This window comes from Mycobacterium sp. smrl_JER01, from assembly GCF_048513595.2.
GTDB lineage: Bacteria > Actinomycetota > Actinomycetes > Mycobacteriales > Mycobacteriaceae > Mycobacterium.
The window spans coordinates 1,704,989-1,721,868 of the sequence record NZ_JBLXXK020000001.1; the positions used below are offsets into that span (position 1 = coordinate 1,704,989).

Genomic DNA, 16,880 nt, shown 5'->3' on the forward strand with positions numbered 1-16,880 from the left:
ACCGGCGTCGTGAGTTCGCTCGCAATGACACTACTACCGTCGGGCGACCATACGCGTCAGGACAGGTGTCTCACCATCCGAGCGTGCCGTGCCCGCGGTTACCCGCACCCTCGGTGGCGCGCCAGAGCAGCGAGACATCGGTGTTGTGTCATCCTGTTGCGGTGACCTACGACTCCCGCATGCGAGGGGGACAAGCGGGTCCAGAGCATCACGGGGACGGTCGCGTGCCGGTGCTGCGCGACCAGTGGCGCGAGCCGCTGCGGGCGCAGCGTGACCCGCTGGCCGAGCAGCCGGGCCGGGTCAGGTCCAACCGCGACGACCGCAAACGGTGGCGCAAACAGACCTGGATCGGGCGTTTCGTCTCCACCTACGGGTGGCGCGCATACGCGTTGCCGCTGCTGGTCGTGCTGACCGTGGTCGTCGTCTACCAGACCATCAGCGGTACCAGTGTGCCGCGGGCAGCCGACGACGAGGGGCCCGTGCAGGGGCCGCCGACCATCGGCGTGGCCAGTACGGCCATCGTCGGAGCCCCGCCCAAAGGATTGACCGAGTTCGACGCCAACCTGCCGACCGGGATCCTGCCCGACGGCGGACCGTTCACCGAGGCCGGCGCCCGCACCTGGCGCGTCGTCCCGGGCACCACCGAACAGGTCGGGCAGGGCACCACCAAGGTTTTCACCTACACCGTCGAGGTCGAAGACGGGGTCGACACCACCACCTTCGGCGGCGACGACGGCTTCGCCCGCATGGTCAGCGAGACACTCGCCAATCCGAAGAGTTGGACCCACAATCCCCAGTTCGCCTTCACCCGGGTGGACCCCGCATCGGGTGTCGTGCCCGACTTCCGGGTGTCGCTGACGTCGCCGATGACGATCCGGGACGGCTGCGGATACGACATCCAGCTGGAAGCCTCCTGCTACAACCCGGCCTTCGAAGGTCAGCCCAGGGTGTTCATTAACGAGGCCAGGTGGGTGCGCGGCGCGGTGCCCTTCCAGGGAGACATCGGCTCGTACCGGCAGTATGTGATCAATCACGAGGTCGGACACGCCATCGGCTACCAGCGCCACGAACAGTGCCCGGAGAACGGCGCGCTGGCGCCGATCATGATGCAGCAGACCTTCTCGACCAACAACAACGACGCCGCCAAATTCGACCCGGGAACCGTGACGGCCGACGGCCTGACGTGCCGTTTCAATCCCTGGCCATACCCCATCGCCTGAATCACCGCGGACCCCGGGAAGGGTGGGGCCCTCGTTGCTGTTGCACGCCTTACCTGCTGAGATGGTTCTGACAGCCAAAACAAGGAGATTCCCGGTGTCGACACCGTTGCCGCCGCTGGTCGAGCCAGCGGCCGAACTCACCCGTGAAGAGGTCGCACGCTATAGCCGGCACCTCATCATTCCCGATCTGGGCCTGGACGGGCAGAAACGGCTCAAGAACGCCCGGGTGCTGGTCATCGGCGCCGGCGGCCTGGGGTCGCCGACGTTGCTCTATCTGGCGGCCGCGGGCGTCGGCACAATCGGCATCGTCGAGTTCGACGTCGTCGACGAATCCAACCTGCAGCGTCAGATCATCCACGGACAGTCCGACATCGGGCGGTCGAAGGCCCAGAGCGCCAAGGATTCGATTCTCGAGGTCAACCCGCTGGTGACCGTCAACCTGCATGAATTCCGCCTGGAACCCGACAACGCGGTCGAACTGTTCTCCCAGTACGACCTGATCCTCGACGGCACCGACAACTTCGCGACGCGGTATCTGGTCAACGACGCCGCCGTACTCGCCGGCAAGCCGTATGTGTGGGGATCGATCTACCGCTTCGAGGGCCAGGTGTCGGTGTTCTGGGAGGACGCCCCCGACGGACTGGGTTTGAACTACCGCGACCTCTATCCGGAGCCGCCACCGCCGGGAATGGTGCCCTCGTGCGCCGAGGGCGGGGTGCTCGGCATCCTGTGCGCATCCATCGCGTCGGTGATGGGCACCGAGGCGATCAAGTTGCTCACCGGCATCGGTGAGCCACTGCTGGGCCGGCTGATGGTCTACGACGCGCTCGACATGACCTATCGCACGATCAAGATCCGCAAGGACCCGTCCACCCCGAAGATCACCGAACTCATCGACTACGAAGAGTTCTGCGGTGTGGTCTCCGACGCCGCCGCCGAGGCCGCCGCCGAGTCGACGATCACCCCGCGCGAACTTCGCGAGCTGCTGGACTCGGGAAAGCCGCTGGCGCTCATCGACGTCCGTGAACCCGTGGAGTGGGACATCAACCGCATCCAGGGCGCCGAGTTGATCCCCAAGGGCGCCTTCGAGACCGGCGAGGCGCTGGCCAAACTCCAAGTCGACCGCACCCCGGTGTTCTACTGCAAGACCGGTATCCGATCGGCCGAGGTGCTGGCCATCGTCAAGAAGGCCGGCTTCTCCGACGCCATGCACGTGCAGGGCGGGATCGTCGCGTGGGGTAAACAACTCGAACCCGACATGGTCATGTACTAACGCCGGGTTGGCTCTCGCTGCGCTTAGGCTGTGGCGGTGACCGCCGAACGACCGCCAGAGCACGTCCTCGCAGCCTTCGGGTTGTCGGGCGTGCAGCCGGCGCCGCTCGGGTCGAGCTGGGAAGGTGGCTGGCGCTGCGGCGAGGTGGTGTTGTCCATGGTCGCCGACCATGCCCGGGCGGCCTGGTCGGCGAAGGTACGCGAGACGCTGTTCGTCGACGGGGTGCGGCTGGCCCGGCCGGTGCGTTCCACCGACGGGCGGTACGTGGTCGCGGGCTGGCGCGCCGACACCTACGTCGCCGGCACTCCGGAGCCGCGTCACGACGAGGTGGTCTCGGCCGCGGTGCGCCTGCACGAGGCGACCGCGAAGCTGGAACGGCCCCGGTTCCTGACGCAGCCCCCGATCGCGCCATGGGGTGACGTCGACGTCTTCATCGCCGCCGACCGGGCGGCGTGGGAGGAACGCCCGCTGCACTCGCTGCCGCCGGGGGCGCGCGTCGCCCCGGGCACCGCGGACGGGCAGAAGTCCGTCGAGCTGATCAACCAGCTTGCCACCCTACGCCGGCCGACCAAGAGCCCGAGTCAGCTCGTGCACGGAGACCTCTACGGCACAGTGCTTTTCGCCGGCACGGCGGCGCCCGGTATCACCGACATCACCCCCTACTGGCGACCGCCGGCCTGGGCCGCCGGGGTGGTGGTGGTGGATGCACTGGCCTGGGGCGAAGCCGACGACGCGCTCATCGAACGATGGTCGGCACTACCGGAGTGGTCGCAGATGCTGTTGCGCGCGTTGATGTTCCGGCTGGCCGTACACGCGTTGCACCCGAGGTCGACGGCCGCGGCGTTTCCCGGACTGGCCCGCACCGCGGCGTTGGTGCGGCTGGCGCTCTGACCCTGTCGTCTTCGGCGCCACGGTTTTGCGGGTCGGGCTCGGCCCCGTGTCGCAACCGAAGTGCTCAGCCGGCGCTCAGAAGGTGTGGCGGTATTCCCGCAGCGGTATCCGGCCGTCGACGGCCAGCACCCCCTCGGCGCGCAGCCGCTCGAGCTGGCGGGTGGCCAGGTGTGGCGCAGGCCGGCCCGAGGCCGGAACCACCCGGTGCCAGGGCAGGTCCGAGGAGTCCGTACGCATGATCCAGCCGACGATCCGGGGGCTGGAAAGGTCTGCGGCGTCGGCGATGTCACCGTAGGTGCTCACCTGACCGGGCGGGACGGCCGCGACCAACGCGCGCACCTTCTCGACCTGCTCTTCGGTGATCGCCGCCATACCGTCAACCCAGGAGGTTCCGGATGACGGCTGCGGTCTCGGCCGGTTTGGCCAACGGCACCATGTGGTCGCAATCCCACTCCAGCACCGTCAGATCCGTGCCCAGCCCGGCATCCAGCGTGGCGATCAGTTCCGCCCCGGCATAGGGCGGGTCGGTGCGGGCGGCCCGCACCAGCGTGGTGGGTGTCCCGTCCCGCGGAACCGGCACCGGGCGCGTCAGCTCACTCCAATAGCTGAGCATCGCCGGGATGCTGATGCGCCAGCCGACCCGGCCGTCGGCCTGATCGACGAGATGCTCGTCGAGTTCCCGGTCCAGTTCGTCCTCGGCCACCTCGCCCCAGGAACCGCCCAGCTTCTCCCGGCGAGCTTCCTCGCGGTCGGTGTAGTCGGGGGAGTTGTACATGTCGTCGGCGACTTCTCGCATCCAGCGCCCATCCAGTGCCACCGCCGGATCCAACAGCACGAGCCCGGCGATCAGATCCGGACGCAGCGCAGCGAGGTTCAACGCCAGCGCACCACCGAACGAATGTCCCACGACGACGACCGGGGCGCCGCCCTCGGCGTCGAGCAGCGTGGCAAGCGCGGCCACGTTGGCGTCGATGGTCCACGGCGCATCCCAGGAGGAACGGCCGTGACCCAACAGGTCGGGGGCGATCGCGGTGACGTCGGGCAGATGGCCGGCGAACAAGCTCTCCCAGCGCTTGCCGTGGCCGGTGAGTCCGTGGATCGCCAACACCCGGGCGGGTCCGGGCGGTCCGAAACGGTAGGTGCACAACAGGTCGGTCACAGGTGCCGATGCTGCCAGGCGCACCGGGCGGTGACCATCCCAGGGGGTCGCGACCTGCGCAGCGCCACTGTCTGGCGTTCGATGTCGGACCCCCGTGATGTCATGCGTGCATGTCCGCGCCACACACCGAACTGACCGCCGAGGCGCTGTGCCGACCGGGCACGCGAGGCACGGTCCGAGTGCTGGGCGGGCCCGGCACCGGCAAGACCAGCCTGCTGGTCGACACCGCGACGGCGCACATCGCCGCCGGTTGTGACCCGGAATCGGTTCTGCTGCTGACAGGTTCGGCACGGCTGGGGGTCCAGGCCAGGGCCGCCGTCACTGCCTCGCTGCTCCGCGCCGGCGAGCGGGCCGCGGTGCGCGAGCCGCTGGTGCGCACCCTGCACTCGTACGCCTTCGCGGTGTTGCGGCTCGCCGCCGCGCGCAACGGGAGCCCGCCCCCACGGCTGATCACCAGCGCCGAGCAGGACGGCATCATCCGCGAGCTGTTGGCCGGCGACATCGAGGACGGCGACGCGTCCCCGGTGCGGTGGCCGGAGCGGTTACGGCCGGCACTGAGCACGGTGGGGTTCGCCACCGAACTGCGCGACCTGCTGGCTCGTTGCAGCGAGCGCGGCATCGATCCACTTGCGCTGCAACGCATCGGGCGCTCCGCCGGCCGGCCGGAATGGCAGGCCGCAGGGCGTTTCGCGCAGGCGTATGAACAGATCATGTTGCTGCGTGCCGCGGTGGGCATGGCCGCACCCCAGGCGACGGTGCCGGCGCTGGGGGCCGCCGAACTGGTCGGCGCTGCCCTGGAGGCCTTCGCCGTGGACACCGACCTGTTGGCTGCCGAGCGCGCCCGCGTTCGGCTGCTGCTCGTCGACGACGCCCAGCACCTCGACCCGCAGGCGGCACGGCTGGTGCAGGTGCTGGCCCAGGGCGCCGACCTGACGGTGATCTCCGGAGATCCACACCAGACGGTGTTCAGCTACCGGGGCGCCGATCCGGCGCTGTTGCGTGGCGAGGGGGCCGTGCTGAGGCTGAGTCGTTCGCATCGCTGCTCGGCACCGGTCGCGGACGTCATCGAGGCTGTCGGGCGCCGGCTGCCAGGAGCCGACGCGGCGCGGGTGTTCCGCGGTGACGAGGCGGCAGGATCGGTCGGGGTGCGCATCGCGGCGTCCCCGCACGCCGAATCGGCACTGATCGCCGACGCTTTGCGCCGGGCACATCTGGTTGACGGGGTGCCGTGGTCGCAGATGGCTGTCATCGTCCGATCGGTTCGACGGATGGGAGCCGCGTTGGGACGGGCCCTGACCGCGGCGGGTGTGCCGCTAGACCTTCCGCACACCGACGCTGCGCTGGCCGATCAGCCGGCAGTGCGGGCCCTGCTGACGGTCCTGGAGGCGACCGCCGAGGAGCTCGACGGTGACCGGGCACTGGCCCTGGTCACCGGACCGATCGGGCGGGTGGACCCGGTGTCGCTGCGACAGCTGCGGCGCGCGCTACGTCGGGCCGCGCCAGCAGGTCAGCAGGGATCGCCGGACGGGTTCGGGGACCTCCTGGTCGGCGCATTGCGACAGGACATCCCCGCGCTACCCGACGAGCAGGCGCGTGCACTGCGCAGGGTGGCCGCCGTTCTGGCCGCCGCCCGCCGCAGCGCCCAGGACGGCCGCGATCCGCGGCACACCCTGTGGCAGGCGTGGCAGCGCAGCGGCCTGCAGCGGCGCTGGCTGACGGCCATCGAGCGCGGTGGCCCGGCCGGCGCGCAGGCCAACGGCGATCTGGACGCCGTGACTACGCTTTTCGACGTCGCCGAGCAGTACGTCGCGCGGACGGCGGGAGCGTCGCTGCGCGGCCTCGTCGATCACATCCGGTCGCTGGCACTGCCCCCGGCGCGCCCCGACGGCCCCACACCGGACGCGGTGGCGCTGCTGAGCGCACACTCCGCCCTCGACCGGGACTGGGACTTCGTGGTGATCGCGGGCGTGCAGGAAGGACTGTGGCCCAACGTCTCCCCGCGCGGCGGTGTGCTGGCAACCCAACACCTGGTCGATGTGATCGACGGGGTGGTCGACGCCGGTCAGCGTGCGCTGTCCGGACGGGCGCCACTGCTGGCCGAGGAGCGCAGGCTGCTCATCGCCGCGATGGGCCGTGCCCGCAACCGCCTGCTGGTGACCGCGGTCGACAGCGACGCCGGCGACCAGGCGATGCTGCCGTCCTCGTTCTGCCACGAGATCGCCGCACTGGCCACCGAACCGGTGCCACACACCGCAACCCCGGTCCGGGCGCCGCAGGTGCTGTCACCGGCTGCCCTCGTCGGCCGGTTGCGGGCCGTGGTGTGCGCTGCGCCGGGCACGGTCGACGAATCGGAACGGGACTGTGCGGCGGCACAACTGGGCCGACTGGCTGCAGCCGGTGTCGGGGGCGCCGACCCCGCGTCGTGGTATGCGGCGCGCGCGCTGTCCAGCGATGACCCGTTGTGGGAGACCGGTGAGCAGGTGGTGACGCTGTCGCCGTCGACATTGCAGATGCTCGCGGACTGTCCGCTGCGCTGGCTGCTCGAACGTCACGGCGGCGCCCGCGGCCGCGACGTGCGTTCTGCGCTGGGATCGGTGGTCCATGCCCTGGTCTCCGAGTCGGGCCGCTCAGCGGCGCAGCTGTCCGACGACCTCGAAAAAGTCTGGGAAGCACTGCCTTTCGACGCGAAATGGTACTCGGACAATGAGCGGCAGAGGCATCTGGAGATGTTGGACACCTTCCTGAGATGGCGGGAGCACACCCGGGGCGAGCTGACCGAGGTCGGCACCGAGGTCGAGGTGGACGGCCAGATCGGGGAAGCCGACGGTGAGACGCCGGCGGTGCGGTTGCGCGGGCGCCTGGACCGGCTCGAGCGCGACGCACAGGGGCGGCTGGTGGTGGTCGACCTCAAGACCGGTAAGAGTCCGGCGAGCAAGGACGAAGCCCAGCGGCATGCACAGCTGGCGATGTACCAACTGGCTGTGGCCGCGGGCCTGCTCGCCGAGGGGGACGAACCCGGCGGCGGTCGACTGGTCTATCTCGGCAAGGCGACCGGTGGCGGTGCCACCGAGCGTCACCAGGATGCGTTGACCGCCGAGGGGCGTTCCGAATGGGGTGGGCACGTACGAACTGCGGCGGCGGCAACGCAGGGCCCGCAGTTCACCGCGCGGGTCAACGACGGGTGCGCGCATTGCCCGGTCCGGGCCATGTGTCCGGCGCACAACGCCAGGAGTGAGGCATGACTACGTCAGGTCCGCGCTACAGTCCGGCTGAATTGTCAAGAGCACTCGGCCTTTTCGAGCCGACCGACGAGCAGGCCGCGGTGATCGCCGCCCCGCCGGGTCCGCTGGTGGTGATCGCCGGCGCCGGGGCGGGTAAGACGGAGACCATGGCGGCCAGGGTGGTGTGGCTGGTCGCCAACGGTTACGCCGGTCCGGGCGAGGTGCTCGGACTGACCTTCACCCGTAAGGCAGCCGGGCAACTGTTGCGCCGGGTACGCGCGCGACTGGCGCGGCTGGCCGGTGCCGGCCTGACGCTCGCGCCCGGTGGTGCCGACGTCGCCGACGATCCCGTCACGATCAGTACCTACCATGCGTTCGCCGGCAATCTTCTGCGCGAGTACGGTCTGCTGCTGCCGGTCGAGCCCGACACCCGGTTGCTCGGCGAAACCGAGTTGTGGCAGTTGGCCTTCCGGGTTGTCTGCGAGCATCCAGACCCGCTGGACACCGACAAGTCGCCTGCGGCGATCACCAATATGGTGTTGCGGCTGGCGGGGCAGCTCTCTGAGCATCTCGTCGACACCGACCAACTGCACGACACCCATGTCGAGCTCGAGCGGCTCGTCCTCACGCTGCCCGCGGGCAGGTACCAGCGTGACCGCGGTCCCAGCCAGTGGCTGCTGCGCATGCTCGCCACCCAGACCGAGCGCACGATGCTCGTCCCGCTCATCGATGCGCTGCACCGGCGGATGCGCGAGGAGCGTGTGATGGACTTCGGCATGCAGATGGCCTCGGCCGCCCGGCTGGCGTCGCGGTTCCCGCAGGTCGGCGAGCAACTGCGACAGCGCTACCGGGTGGTGCTGCTCGATGAGTATCAGGACACCGGGCACGCCCAGCGGATCGCGCTGTCCGCGCTGTTCGGTGGCGGCGCCGACGACGGGCTCGCGTTGACCGCCGTCGGGGACCCGATCCAGTCGATCTACGGGTGGCGCGGCGCTTCGGCGACCAACCTGCCGCGTTTCACCACCGACTTCCCGCTGGCCGACGGCACCCCCGCGCCCACTCTGGAGCTGCGCACCAGCTGGCGCAATCCGCCCGAAGTGCTCCATCTGGCCAACCAGGTCTCGACGGATGCCCGCCGCCGCTCGGTGGCCGTGCGAGCGTTGCAGCCCCGTCCCGGGGCCGAGCCCGGCAGTGTGCAGTGCGCGTTGCTGTCCGATGTCGGCACCGAACGCGAATGGGTGGCCGAGCAGATCGCCAACCGGTGGCACACCGGCTCGACGGATGGGTCAGCACCCACGGCCGCGGTACTGGTGCGCCGCAACGCCGACGCCGCGCCGATGGCCGAGGCCTTGAGCAGGCGCGGCGTGCCGGTCGAGGTGGTCGGGTTGTCGGGCCTGCTGGCGGTCCCGGAGGTCGCCGATGTGGTCGCCATGCTGCGGCTGGCCGCCGACCCGACCGCCGGGTCGGCGGCGGTCCGGGTGCTCACCGGACCGCGATGGCGGCTCGGCGCCCGCGACATCACAGCGCTGTGGCGTCGCGCGGTCGCACTCGTCGGCGTCGAGCCGGCGGCGGGCACCCGCGATGCGGACCCGTCATCGGCGACGGCCGAGATCGTCGCCGCGCTGGGCCCCGACGCCGATGCCGCATGTCTTGCCGACGCGATCTGCGACCCCGGTCCCGCCGCGGCGTACTCCGAGGCGGGTTACGCGCGGATAGTGGCGCTCGGCCGGGAGCTCACCGCACTGCGCGCCCACCTGGACAGCCCGTTGCCGGATCTGCTCGCCGAGGTGCGCCGGGTGCTGGGAATCGACACCGAAGTGCGTGCGGCCCAGCCGGTGTCGGCCGGATGGGTGGGCACCGAACATCTCGACGCATTCGGCGACGTGGTGGCCGACTTCGCCTCCCGTCGCGGAGCCGCTCTGTCGGCTCTGCTCGCCTACCTCGACACCGCGGAACAGGTGGAGAACGGGTTGGCCCCGGCCGAGGTCACGGTCTCCTGCGACCGTGTCCAGATCCTGACCGTGCACGCCGCCAAAGGTCTGGAGTGGCAGATCGTCGCCGTGCCGCATCTGGCCGGGCGGGTGTTTCCCTCGACCGCGTCGCCGCGCACCTGGCTCACCGACGCCTCGGACCTGCCGCCGCTGCTGCGCGGTGACTGCGCCGCGGTGTCCGAACACGGCGTACCGGTCCTCGACACCTCCGCCGTCTGCGACCGGAAAGGTCTGTCGGACGCCATCTATGACCACAAGCGCAGCCTCGACCAGCGTCGCACCGACGAAGAACGTCGGCTGCTGTATGTGGCCATCACCCGCGCTGAGCACACATTGCTGGTATCGGGTCATCACTGGGGTGCCACCGAGTCGAAACCCAGAGGGCCCTCGGTGTTCCTGGCCGAACTCAAAGACGTCCTGGACGCCTCGGCCGCAGCCGGCGCGCCGTGCGGATCCGTCGACGTCTGGGCCGATGCCCCCGCCGACGGCGACACCAACCCGTCGCGAGATCAGATCGTGCAGGCGACGTGGCCGGTGGATCCGCTGGCGGACCGCCGTGCCCACACCGACCGCGGTGCGCAGTTGGTGGCCGAGGCGATGACTTCCGGCCCCGGGGATGAGGGGCGGCCTGACGTGCACGGCTGGGGCGCCGATGTCGATGCGCTGCTCGCCGAACGTGAACGGGCCGCGCAGCGCCCTGCGCCGCCCCTGCCACTGCAGCTGTCGGTCAGCGCACTGGTCGAACTCGGGCGCGATCCGGACACTGTCGCGCAGCGGCTCCAGCGCCGACTGCCCCGCCGCCCCGATTCACAGGCGTTGCTGGGCACCGCATTTCACGAATGGGTCCAACGGTACTTCCAGGCGGAGAAGTTGTTCGACCTCGACGACCTGCCCGGCGCGGCGGATGCCGACCGCCAGGACCGCGGCGAGCTCGAAGAACTGCAGTCGGCGTTCGCCCTGTCGCCGTGGGCCGCCCGTACCCCGATCGAGGTCGAAGTTCCCTTCGACATGGTGATCGCGGGACGGGTGGTACGCGGGCGCCTCGACGCGGTCTTCGCCGACGACGACGGTGGTGTCACGGTCGTCGACTGGAAGACCGGTGAGCCGCCGGCGACTCGAGAAGAGTTGCAGAACAATGCGATCCAGCTTGCGGTGTACCGGCTGGCCTGGGCCCGTCTGCACGATCGCCCGGTGTCGACGGTGCGAGCGGCCTTCCACTACGTTCGGTCAGGACGCACCGTCGTCCCGACCGAACTGCCCGACGAGGACGCGCTGACAGCGCTGCTGGGTGAGCGCCCCGACGCGGCGTGACGGTGACTTCTGCGTGACGGTGACTTCTGCGTGGCGGTGACTGCGGTCAGCTTTCGCGGTAGACCTTCCACGCCTGCGTGATCATCGGGATCTGCAGCGGCAGGCGGGCGATCGCCCCGATCCGCATCGGAAGTGTCTTGGTCGGATCCTGGAACCACATCCGGACCATGTTCACGTTGCCCGGGAAAACCCCGACGAACAACGCGATGGCCGACAACGCGCCGACCTTGCGCGTCTTCGGGGCCAGCAGCAGGGCTCCGACGCCGATCTCAGCGGCGCCGGAGGCATAGGTGTAGAAGCGCTGAGTGCCCGGCAGTTCCTCGGGGACGATGGTGTCGAACGGTTTGGGGGCGGCGAAATGCAGGATGCCCATCCCCACCAGCCAGGCGCCCATCCTGGCGCCGCGGGAGGACGGGGTGTTCGACTGCAGTGCCGTGGAGGACGTGGTCATGATTACATTGTGCTGGTGCGGTTGCCCCACTCTCTGATCGGCCCTCGTGGCTAAGGGACGTCTGCGCCGACGGCTGAGTCGGTTCGACCAGTCGCTGGCCGAAATGCCGGTCCACTCGCTCACCGATCGCGTCCAGATCCCGACCGAAACGGTGAGCCCCGTCCGGCGCATCACCGTCCGGGTTGTCTACGCACTGCTGGCGTTGTTCGCCGCGGTGTTCATCGTCTACATCGACCGCGACGGCTACCGGGACGCCTACGACGGCCATCTGTCGCTTCTGGACTGCTTCTACTACGCGACGGTCTCCCTGTCGACGACCGGGTACGGCGACATCGCACCGGTCACGGACGGCGCCCGGCTCGTCAACGTCCTGGTCATCACCCCGCTGCGGGTGGCGTTCCTGGTCGTGCTGATCGGTACCACCGTCGAAACCCTCACCACGCAATCGCGGCAGGTCTATCAAATCCAGCGCTGGAGGAACAGATTGCGCAACCACATCATCATCGTCGGCTACGGCACCAAGGGCCGCACCGCCGCCGCGGCGATGGTCGGCGACGAGGTCGCGCCCGCTGACATCGTCGTGGTCGACGAGGACGCCGCTTCTTTGGAACGGGCCAAGAGCGCCGGACTGGTCACCGTCCGCGGCAGTGCGACCGACTCCGAAGTGCTCAGGCTGGCCGGGGCCCAGCACGCCAAATCGATCATCGTGGCCACCAACCGCGACGACACCGCCGTGCTGGTGACATTGACCGCCCGCGAACTCGCGCCGAACGCCAAGATCATCGCCGCCGTGCGTGAGGCCGAGAACCAACACCTGCTGCAACAGTCCGGCGCGGACTCGACCGTGGTGACCTCGGAGACCGCGGGCCGGCTGCTCGGCATCGCCGTGCAGACCCCGAGTGTGGTCGAGATGATGGAGGATCTGCTCACCCCGGACCGTGGCTTCGCGATCGCCGAACGCGAAGTGAGCCCCAAGGAAGCCGGCAGCTCGCCCAGACATCAGGCCGACATCGTGCTCGGTGTGGTGCGCGCCGGAAAACTCGTCCGGGTCGACGACCCCGAGGTGGACGCTCTGGAGCTCGGGGACCGGTTGCTCTACATCCGCTCCGCGGACGACGACAGGTGAGTCCGCTCCGCGGACGGGCGACGGACAGAAGGCGGCGATGACACCGTTTCGGCTACGCCATGTGCCGCTGCTGTCGCGGGTCGGCGCCGACCGCGCCGACACGCTGCGCACCGACATCGACGCCGCGGTCGCGGGCTGGTCGGAGGCCCTGCTGCTGCGGGTCGACCGCCGCAACCAGGTGCTGATCTCCGACGGGCGTGCGGTGCTGAACCGGGCCGCGGCTGCAGGTGATGCGCCGCCCGCAGACGCTGTGTTCCTCGGCAAGCTCGGCGACGGCAGGCACGTGTGGGCGGTGCGCTCCGAGCTGGAGCCCCCAGAAGACCCCGACGCCGCGACCGAGGTGCTCGATCTGCGGCGCACCGGCGATGTCTTCGACGACGTGAGCGCCCAACTCGTCGCCACCGCGACGGCGCTGCTGAACTGGCACGACCATGCGAAGTTCAGTCCCGTCGACGGTGCCCCCACCACGCCGATCAAGAGCGGCTGGGCGCGCATCGACCCGGTGACCGGTCGCGAGGAGTTCCCGCGCATCGACCCGGCGGTGATCTGCCTGGTGCACGACGGCCACGACCGTGCGGTACTGGCCCGCCAGACGGTGTGGCCGCCCCGGCTGTTCTCGATCCTGGCCGGCTTCGTCGAGGCCGGAGAATCGTTCGAGTCCTGCGTGGTTCGCGAGATCGCCGAGGAGATCGGGCTGACCGTCACCGATGTGGAATACCTGGGATCACAGCCGTGGCCGTTCCCGCGGTCGCTGATGGTCGGATTCCACGCAGTCGGCGACCCCGACCAGCCGTTCTCCTTCAACGACGGTGAGATCGCCGAAGCGGCCTGGTTCACCCGATCCGAGATTCGCGAGGCGCTGGACAAGGGCGATTGGAGTTCGAACAGCAACTCCGGTCTGCTGCTGCCCGGATCGATCTCCATCGCCCGGGAGATCATCGAGTCCTGGGCTGCACTGGACTGACCGGCTGACCGCACCGGAGGACCGGTGACCGGGATTTCGCCGGCACCGCCGCCCGTGGGCTCCGGTGGGTCGAGGCTCAGCCGGCCAGCTTGGCCTTGACCTGTTTGATGCTCGGGTTGGTTAGCGTCGAACCGTCGGCGAACTTGACCGTGGGCACCACGTGGTTGCCGCCGTTGACCGAGCCGACGAACTCCGCGGCGGCCGGGTCAGCCTCGATGTCGACCTCGGTCCAGGCGATGCCTTCGGATTTCAGCGCCGTCTTCAGACGCGAGCAATAGCCGCACCACGTGGTCGTGTACATCGTCAAGGTGGCTCCGTCAGTGCTCATAAGCCCATCAACGTAGCCGACGCGTCCGAAATGCCCGTCCCGAGGCCCGCGCTTGTCGGGCGGCGCTGACATGATGGTCGCCATGTCCCCGACAGCCTCCCGCGACCGGCTGCTCGGCGATCTCGACGACGAGCAACAGGAGGCCGTGCTCGCGCCGCGCGGGCCGGTCTGTGTGCTCGCCGGTGCCGGCACCGGCAAGACGCGCACCATCACCCGGCGCATCGCGCATCTGGTCACCGCCGGACATGTGGCTCCCAGCCAGGTGTTGGCGGTCACCTTCACCCAGCGGGCGGCGGGGGAGATGCGTGGGCGTCTGCGTGCCCTCGGCGGCGATGAAGCGGGGCCGTCGACCGAGTCCGTGCAGGCGCAGACTTTTCACGCCGCTGCGCGTCGCCAGCTCGCGTACTTCTGGCCGCGGGTGGTCGGCGGCACCGACTGGCAGCTGATGGACAGCAAGTTCGCCGTGGTCGCCCAGGCCGCCAATCGCGGCGGGTTGCCGACCGGCACCGACGACGTCCGCGACCTCGCCGGTGAGATCGAGTGGGCCAAGGCGTCGCTGATCACGCCGGAGACCTACCCGCAGGCGGTCGCCGAGAGCGGTCGTGACATTCCGTTCGACGCGTCGAAGATCGCCACCGTCTACGCCCAGTACGAGGCACTCAAGACCCGCCGCAGCGATCTGATGCTGCTGGACTTCGACGATCTCTTGTTGCACACCGCCGCGGCGATCGAGAACGACGCCGCGGTCGCCCAGGAGTTCCGGGACCGGTACCGCTGTTTCGTGGTCGACGAGTACCAGGACGTGACACCGCTGCAGCAACGCGTGCTCGATGCGTGGCTCGGCGGCCGGGACGACCTGACCGTCGTCGGCGACGCGAACCAGACCATCTACTCGTTCACCGGCGCCTCCCCGCGGTATCTGCTCGACTTCTCCCGACGCTTCCCCGACGCCGCGGTGGTGCGCTTGGAGCGTGACTACCGCTCCACCCCGCAGGTGGTATCGCTGGCCAACCGGGTCATCGCGGCGGCCCGCGGACGGATGGCGGGCAGCAGGCTCCACCTGGTCGGTCAACGTCCGCCCGGGCCGAACCCGCAGTTCAAGGAGTATCCCGACGAGGTCGCCGAGGCAACTGCGGTGGCCCGCAGCATCGCCAAGCTCATCGAAAGCGGCACGGCTGCCTCCGAGATCGCGGTGCTCTACCGCATCAACGCGCAGTCGGAGGCGTACGAAGAGGCGCTCACCGAGGCCGGTGTCGCCTTCCAGGTGCGCGGCGGTGAGGGGTTCTTCAGCCGCCAGGAGATCCGCCAAGGGCTGCTGGCGCTGCAGCGGGAAGCCGATCGCAGCGACGGGGACACCACCGGCGAGCTGCCGCAGCTCGTGCGGGCCACGCTGGAACCGCTCGGGCTGACCGCTCAACCGCCACCCGGCACCCGTGCCAGAGATCGCTGGGAAGCGTTGTCCTCGCTGGCCGAACTCGTCGACGACGAGGTGGCTCAGCGTCCGCAGCTGGATCTGCGCGGTCTGCTCAGCGAATTGCGTCAACGTGCCGATGCCCGCCACCCCCCGGTGGTGCAGGGCGTGACGCTGGCCTCACTGCACGCAGCCAAGGGTCTGGAATGGGATGCGGTGTATCTGGTCGGGCTTGCCGACGGCACCCTGCCGATCTCGCATGCGCTCTCCCACGGGCCCGACAGCGAACCGGTCGAAGAGGAGCGGCGGCTGCTCTACGTCGGAATCACCAGGGCACGAGTGCATCTGACGCTCAGCTGGGCGCTGGCACGTAACCCCGGTGGTCGGCAGGGACGCCGCCCGTCCCGGTTCCTCAACGGCATCGCGCCGCAGTCGCAGCGCGACGACGGTCCGAGCAGGGCCCGCAAGCCGCGCGGCCCGGCTCCCCGGTGCCGGGTCTGCAACGCCGCGCTGACGTCGCCCGCCGCGATCATGTTGCGCCGCTGCGAAAGTTGCCCTTCCGACATCGACGAACAGCTGCTCGCCGAGCTCAAGGACTGGCGGCTGCGGATCTCCAAGGAGATGAGCGTGCCCGCCTACGTGGTGTTCACCGACAACACGCTGATCGCCATCGCCGAGACGCTACCCACCGACGACGCGGCGCTGGTGGCCATTCCCGGCATCGGTGCGCGCAAGCTCGAGCAGTACGGGCCTGACGTTCTCGCACTGGTCAAGGGCCGCCAAAAATCGTAAAGATCGCGCCAAAAGTGCTGGTAAAAAATGTGTTGTGGGTTTTCGGTGGTACCGTCTAGCCTCGAAGACACACTGACGAAGGCCATGTGCGAAAGGAGGGTGCCCCGACCATGAACAGTGACAGCACGAACGGCAACATCACGTTCTCCGGCGTAGTCGCTGCCGGAATGTCGCGGACCCTCCGCGCCCCGCAGGGGGCGCATCCCGCGCATCCTGCTGCCGCCATCGCCGCCGCCGCCGCGCCGCGTAAGCGCCGCGCCGCCGACGGCACGGTTGCCGCGTCCGTGAGGGGTTACCTCTAGGTTCTCCCCCAACCGCCTCCCAAGGCCACGGACCCGCAATCACCGGATCCGTGGCCTTCGTGTTTCTCCGAGACGGAAGACCTGGTCACAGATCCTCGAAAGAGCCAATACACAAACCGATAACCAACGACCAGGAAGCTGAGGACCGGACATGTCTTCGCCGACATGTGAGATGACGAAGCCAGCGGTGCCATGTCATGTCGAGGATCCCGACCTGTGGATCGCCGACGATCCGCGCGATCTGGAACGCGCGAAGGCGCTGTGCGCGGACTGCCCGATTCGGCGTGAATGCCTCAATGCCGCACTGCAACGCCAGGAACCGTGGGGTGTCTGGGGCGGCGAGATCCTCGACCGCGGTGCGGTCATCGCCCGCAAGCGGCCTCGTGGACGCCCGCGAAAGGACGCGAAAGAGCCTGTCGCCGCGTGAGATTCAGTCGGCC

General features: G+C 69.4%; 14 protein-coding genes. 10 read left to right on the plus strand and 4 right to left on the minus strand.

What is annotated here, in order from left to right; all coding sequences use genetic code 11:
- Positions 1–161: 161 nt before the first annotated feature.
- The 3 genes from ACNUDN_RS08135 to ACNUDN_RS08145 all read left to right on the plus strand — a co-directional run bounded on the left by ACNUDN_RS08135 (position 162) and on the right by ACNUDN_RS08145 (position 3,384).
- Positions 162–1,220, plus strand: a complete 1,059-nt coding sequence (locus tag ACNUDN_RS08135; protein ID WP_419121467.1) for a DUF3152 domain-containing protein — start codon at positions 162–164, stop codon at positions 1,218–1,220.
- Positions 1,221–1,314: 94 nt separating this feature from the next.
- Positions 1,315–2,493 (plus strand): adenylyltransferase/sulfurtransferase MoeZ, encoded by a 1,179-nt coding sequence (gene moeZ / locus ACNUDN_RS08140; protein WP_419121468.1) that lies wholly within the window; start codon positions 1,315–1,317, stop codon positions 2,491–2,493.
- 36 nt (positions 2,494–2,529) lie between these two features.
- Entirely contained in the window at positions 2,530–3,384 is an 855-nt protein-coding gene (locus tag ACNUDN_RS08145; RefSeq protein ID WP_419121469.1) for a TIGR02569 family protein, read from the plus strand.
- 75 nt (positions 3,385–3,459) lie between these two features.
- Here ACNUDN_RS08145 and ACNUDN_RS08150 read toward each other — a convergent pair whose 3' ends face one another.
- Together ACNUDN_RS08150 and ACNUDN_RS08155 are read right to left on the minus strand one after the other, a co-directional pair.
- Positions 3,460–3,756, minus strand: a complete 297-nt coding sequence (locus ACNUDN_RS08150; RefSeq protein WP_419121470.1) for an MGMT family protein — start codon at positions 3,754–3,756, stop codon at positions 3,460–3,462.
- A gap of 4 nt (positions 3,757–3,760) precedes the next feature.
- On the minus strand, positions 3,761–4,543 hold the full coding sequence (locus tag ACNUDN_RS08155) for an alpha/beta fold hydrolase (protein ID WP_419121471.1): 783 nt from the start codon (positions 4,541–4,543) through the stop codon (positions 3,761–3,763).
- A 110-nt stretch (positions 4,544–4,653) separates the two neighbouring features.
- Between ACNUDN_RS08155 and ACNUDN_RS08160 the strand changes: the two genes are divergently transcribed.
- Both ACNUDN_RS08160 and ACNUDN_RS08165 read left to right on the plus strand, forming a co-directional pair.
- Positions 4,654–7,785, plus strand: coding sequence for an ATP-dependent helicase (locus ACNUDN_RS08160; protein ID WP_419121472.1), 3,132 nt, complete (start codon positions 4,654–4,656; stop codon positions 7,783–7,785).
- On the plus strand, positions 7,782–11,066 hold the full coding sequence (locus ACNUDN_RS08165; protein ID WP_419121473.1) for an ATP-dependent helicase: 3,285 nt from the start codon (positions 7,782–7,784) through the stop codon (positions 11,064–11,066). The genes ACNUDN_RS08160 and ACNUDN_RS08165 overlap by 4 nt, the downstream gene beginning before the upstream one ends.
- Before the next feature lie 46 nt (positions 11,067–11,112).
- Here the strand turns inward: ACNUDN_RS08165 and ACNUDN_RS08170 are convergent, their stop codons facing one another.
- Positions 11,113–11,517, minus strand: a complete 405-nt coding sequence (locus ACNUDN_RS08170) for a DoxX family protein (RefSeq protein WP_419121474.1) — start codon at positions 11,515–11,517, stop codon at positions 11,113–11,115.
- A 46-nt stretch (positions 11,518–11,563) separates the two neighbouring features.
- Between ACNUDN_RS08170 and ACNUDN_RS08175 the strand changes: the two genes are divergently transcribed.
- Together ACNUDN_RS08175 and nudC are read left to right on the plus strand one after the other, a co-directional pair.
- Entirely contained in the window at positions 11,564–12,643 is a 1,080-nt protein-coding gene (locus ACNUDN_RS08175) for a potassium channel family protein (RefSeq protein ID WP_419121475.1), read from the plus strand.
- Positions 12,644–12,680: 37 nt separating this feature from the next.
- Positions 12,681–13,607 (plus strand): NAD(+) diphosphatase, encoded by a 927-nt coding sequence (gene nudC / locus ACNUDN_RS08180; protein ID WP_419121476.1) that lies wholly within the window; start codon positions 12,681–12,683, stop codon positions 13,605–13,607.
- 76 nt (positions 13,608–13,683) lie between these two features.
- Here nudC and mrx1 read toward each other — a convergent pair whose 3' ends face one another.
- Positions 13,684–13,935 (minus strand): mycoredoxin Mrx1, encoded by a 252-nt coding sequence (gene mrx1, locus ACNUDN_RS08185; protein ID WP_419121477.1) that lies wholly within the window; start codon positions 13,933–13,935, stop codon positions 13,684–13,686.
- Between the two features lie 82 nt (positions 13,936–14,017).
- Between mrx1 and ACNUDN_RS08190 the strand changes: the two genes are divergently transcribed.
- From ACNUDN_RS08190 to ACNUDN_RS08200, 3 genes are all read left to right on the plus strand, one after another.
- The gene (locus ACNUDN_RS08190; protein ID WP_419121478.1) at positions 14,018–16,138 is read left to right on the plus strand and encodes an ATP-dependent DNA helicase UvrD2; all 2,121 of its coding nucleotides are present in this window, start codon (positions 14,018–14,020) and stop codon (positions 16,136–16,138) included.
- Positions 16,139–16,248: 110 nt separating this feature from the next.
- Complete coding sequence (locus ACNUDN_RS08195; RefSeq protein WP_419121479.1) at positions 16,249–16,440, plus strand: hypothetical protein; 192 nt, start codon at positions 16,249–16,251, stop codon at positions 16,438–16,440.
- A gap of 151 nt (positions 16,441–16,591) precedes the next feature.
- A complete protein-coding gene (locus ACNUDN_RS08200; protein ID WP_419121480.1) occupies positions 16,592–16,867 on the plus strand; it encodes a WhiB family transcriptional regulator in 276 nt (91 codons plus the stop codon).
- Positions 16,868–16,880: the final 13 nt, after the last annotated feature.

Excerpts from the sequence above, each read along its gene's own strand:
- ACNUDN_RS08190 (WP_419121478.1), top strand. The coding sequence starts at position 14,018 with ATGTCCCCGACAGCCTCCCGCGACCGGCTGCTCGGCGATCTCGACGAC.
- nudC (WP_419121476.1), top strand. The coding sequence starts at position 12,681 with ATGACACCGTTTCGGCTACGCCATGTGCCGCTGCTGTCGCGGGTCGGC.
- ACNUDN_RS08200 (WP_419121480.1), top strand. The coding sequence starts at position 16,592 with ATGTCTTCGCCGACATGTGAGATGACGAAGCCAGCGGTGCCATGTCAT.
- ACNUDN_RS08160 (WP_419121472.1), top strand. The coding sequence starts at position 4,654 with ATGTCCGCGCCACACACCGAACTGACCGCCGAGGCGCTGTGCCGACCG.
- mrx1 (WP_419121477.1), bottom strand. The coding sequence starts at position 13,935 with ATGAGCACTGACGGAGCCACCTTGACGATGTACACGACCACGTGGTGC.
- ACNUDN_RS08150 (WP_419121470.1), bottom strand. The coding sequence starts at position 3,756 with ATGGCGGCGATCACCGAAGAGCAGGTCGAGAAGGTGCGCGCGTTGGTC.
- ACNUDN_RS08170 (WP_419121474.1), bottom strand. The coding sequence starts at position 11,517 with ATGACCACGTCCTCCACGGCACTGCAGTCGAACACCCCGTCCTCCCGC.
- ACNUDN_RS08165 (WP_419121473.1), top strand. The coding sequence starts at position 7,782 with ATGACTACGTCAGGTCCGCGCTACAGTCCGGCTGAATTGTCAAGAGCA.
- ACNUDN_RS08195 (WP_419121479.1), top strand. The coding sequence starts at position 16,249 with ATGAACAGTGACAGCACGAACGGCAACATCACGTTCTCCGGCGTAGTC.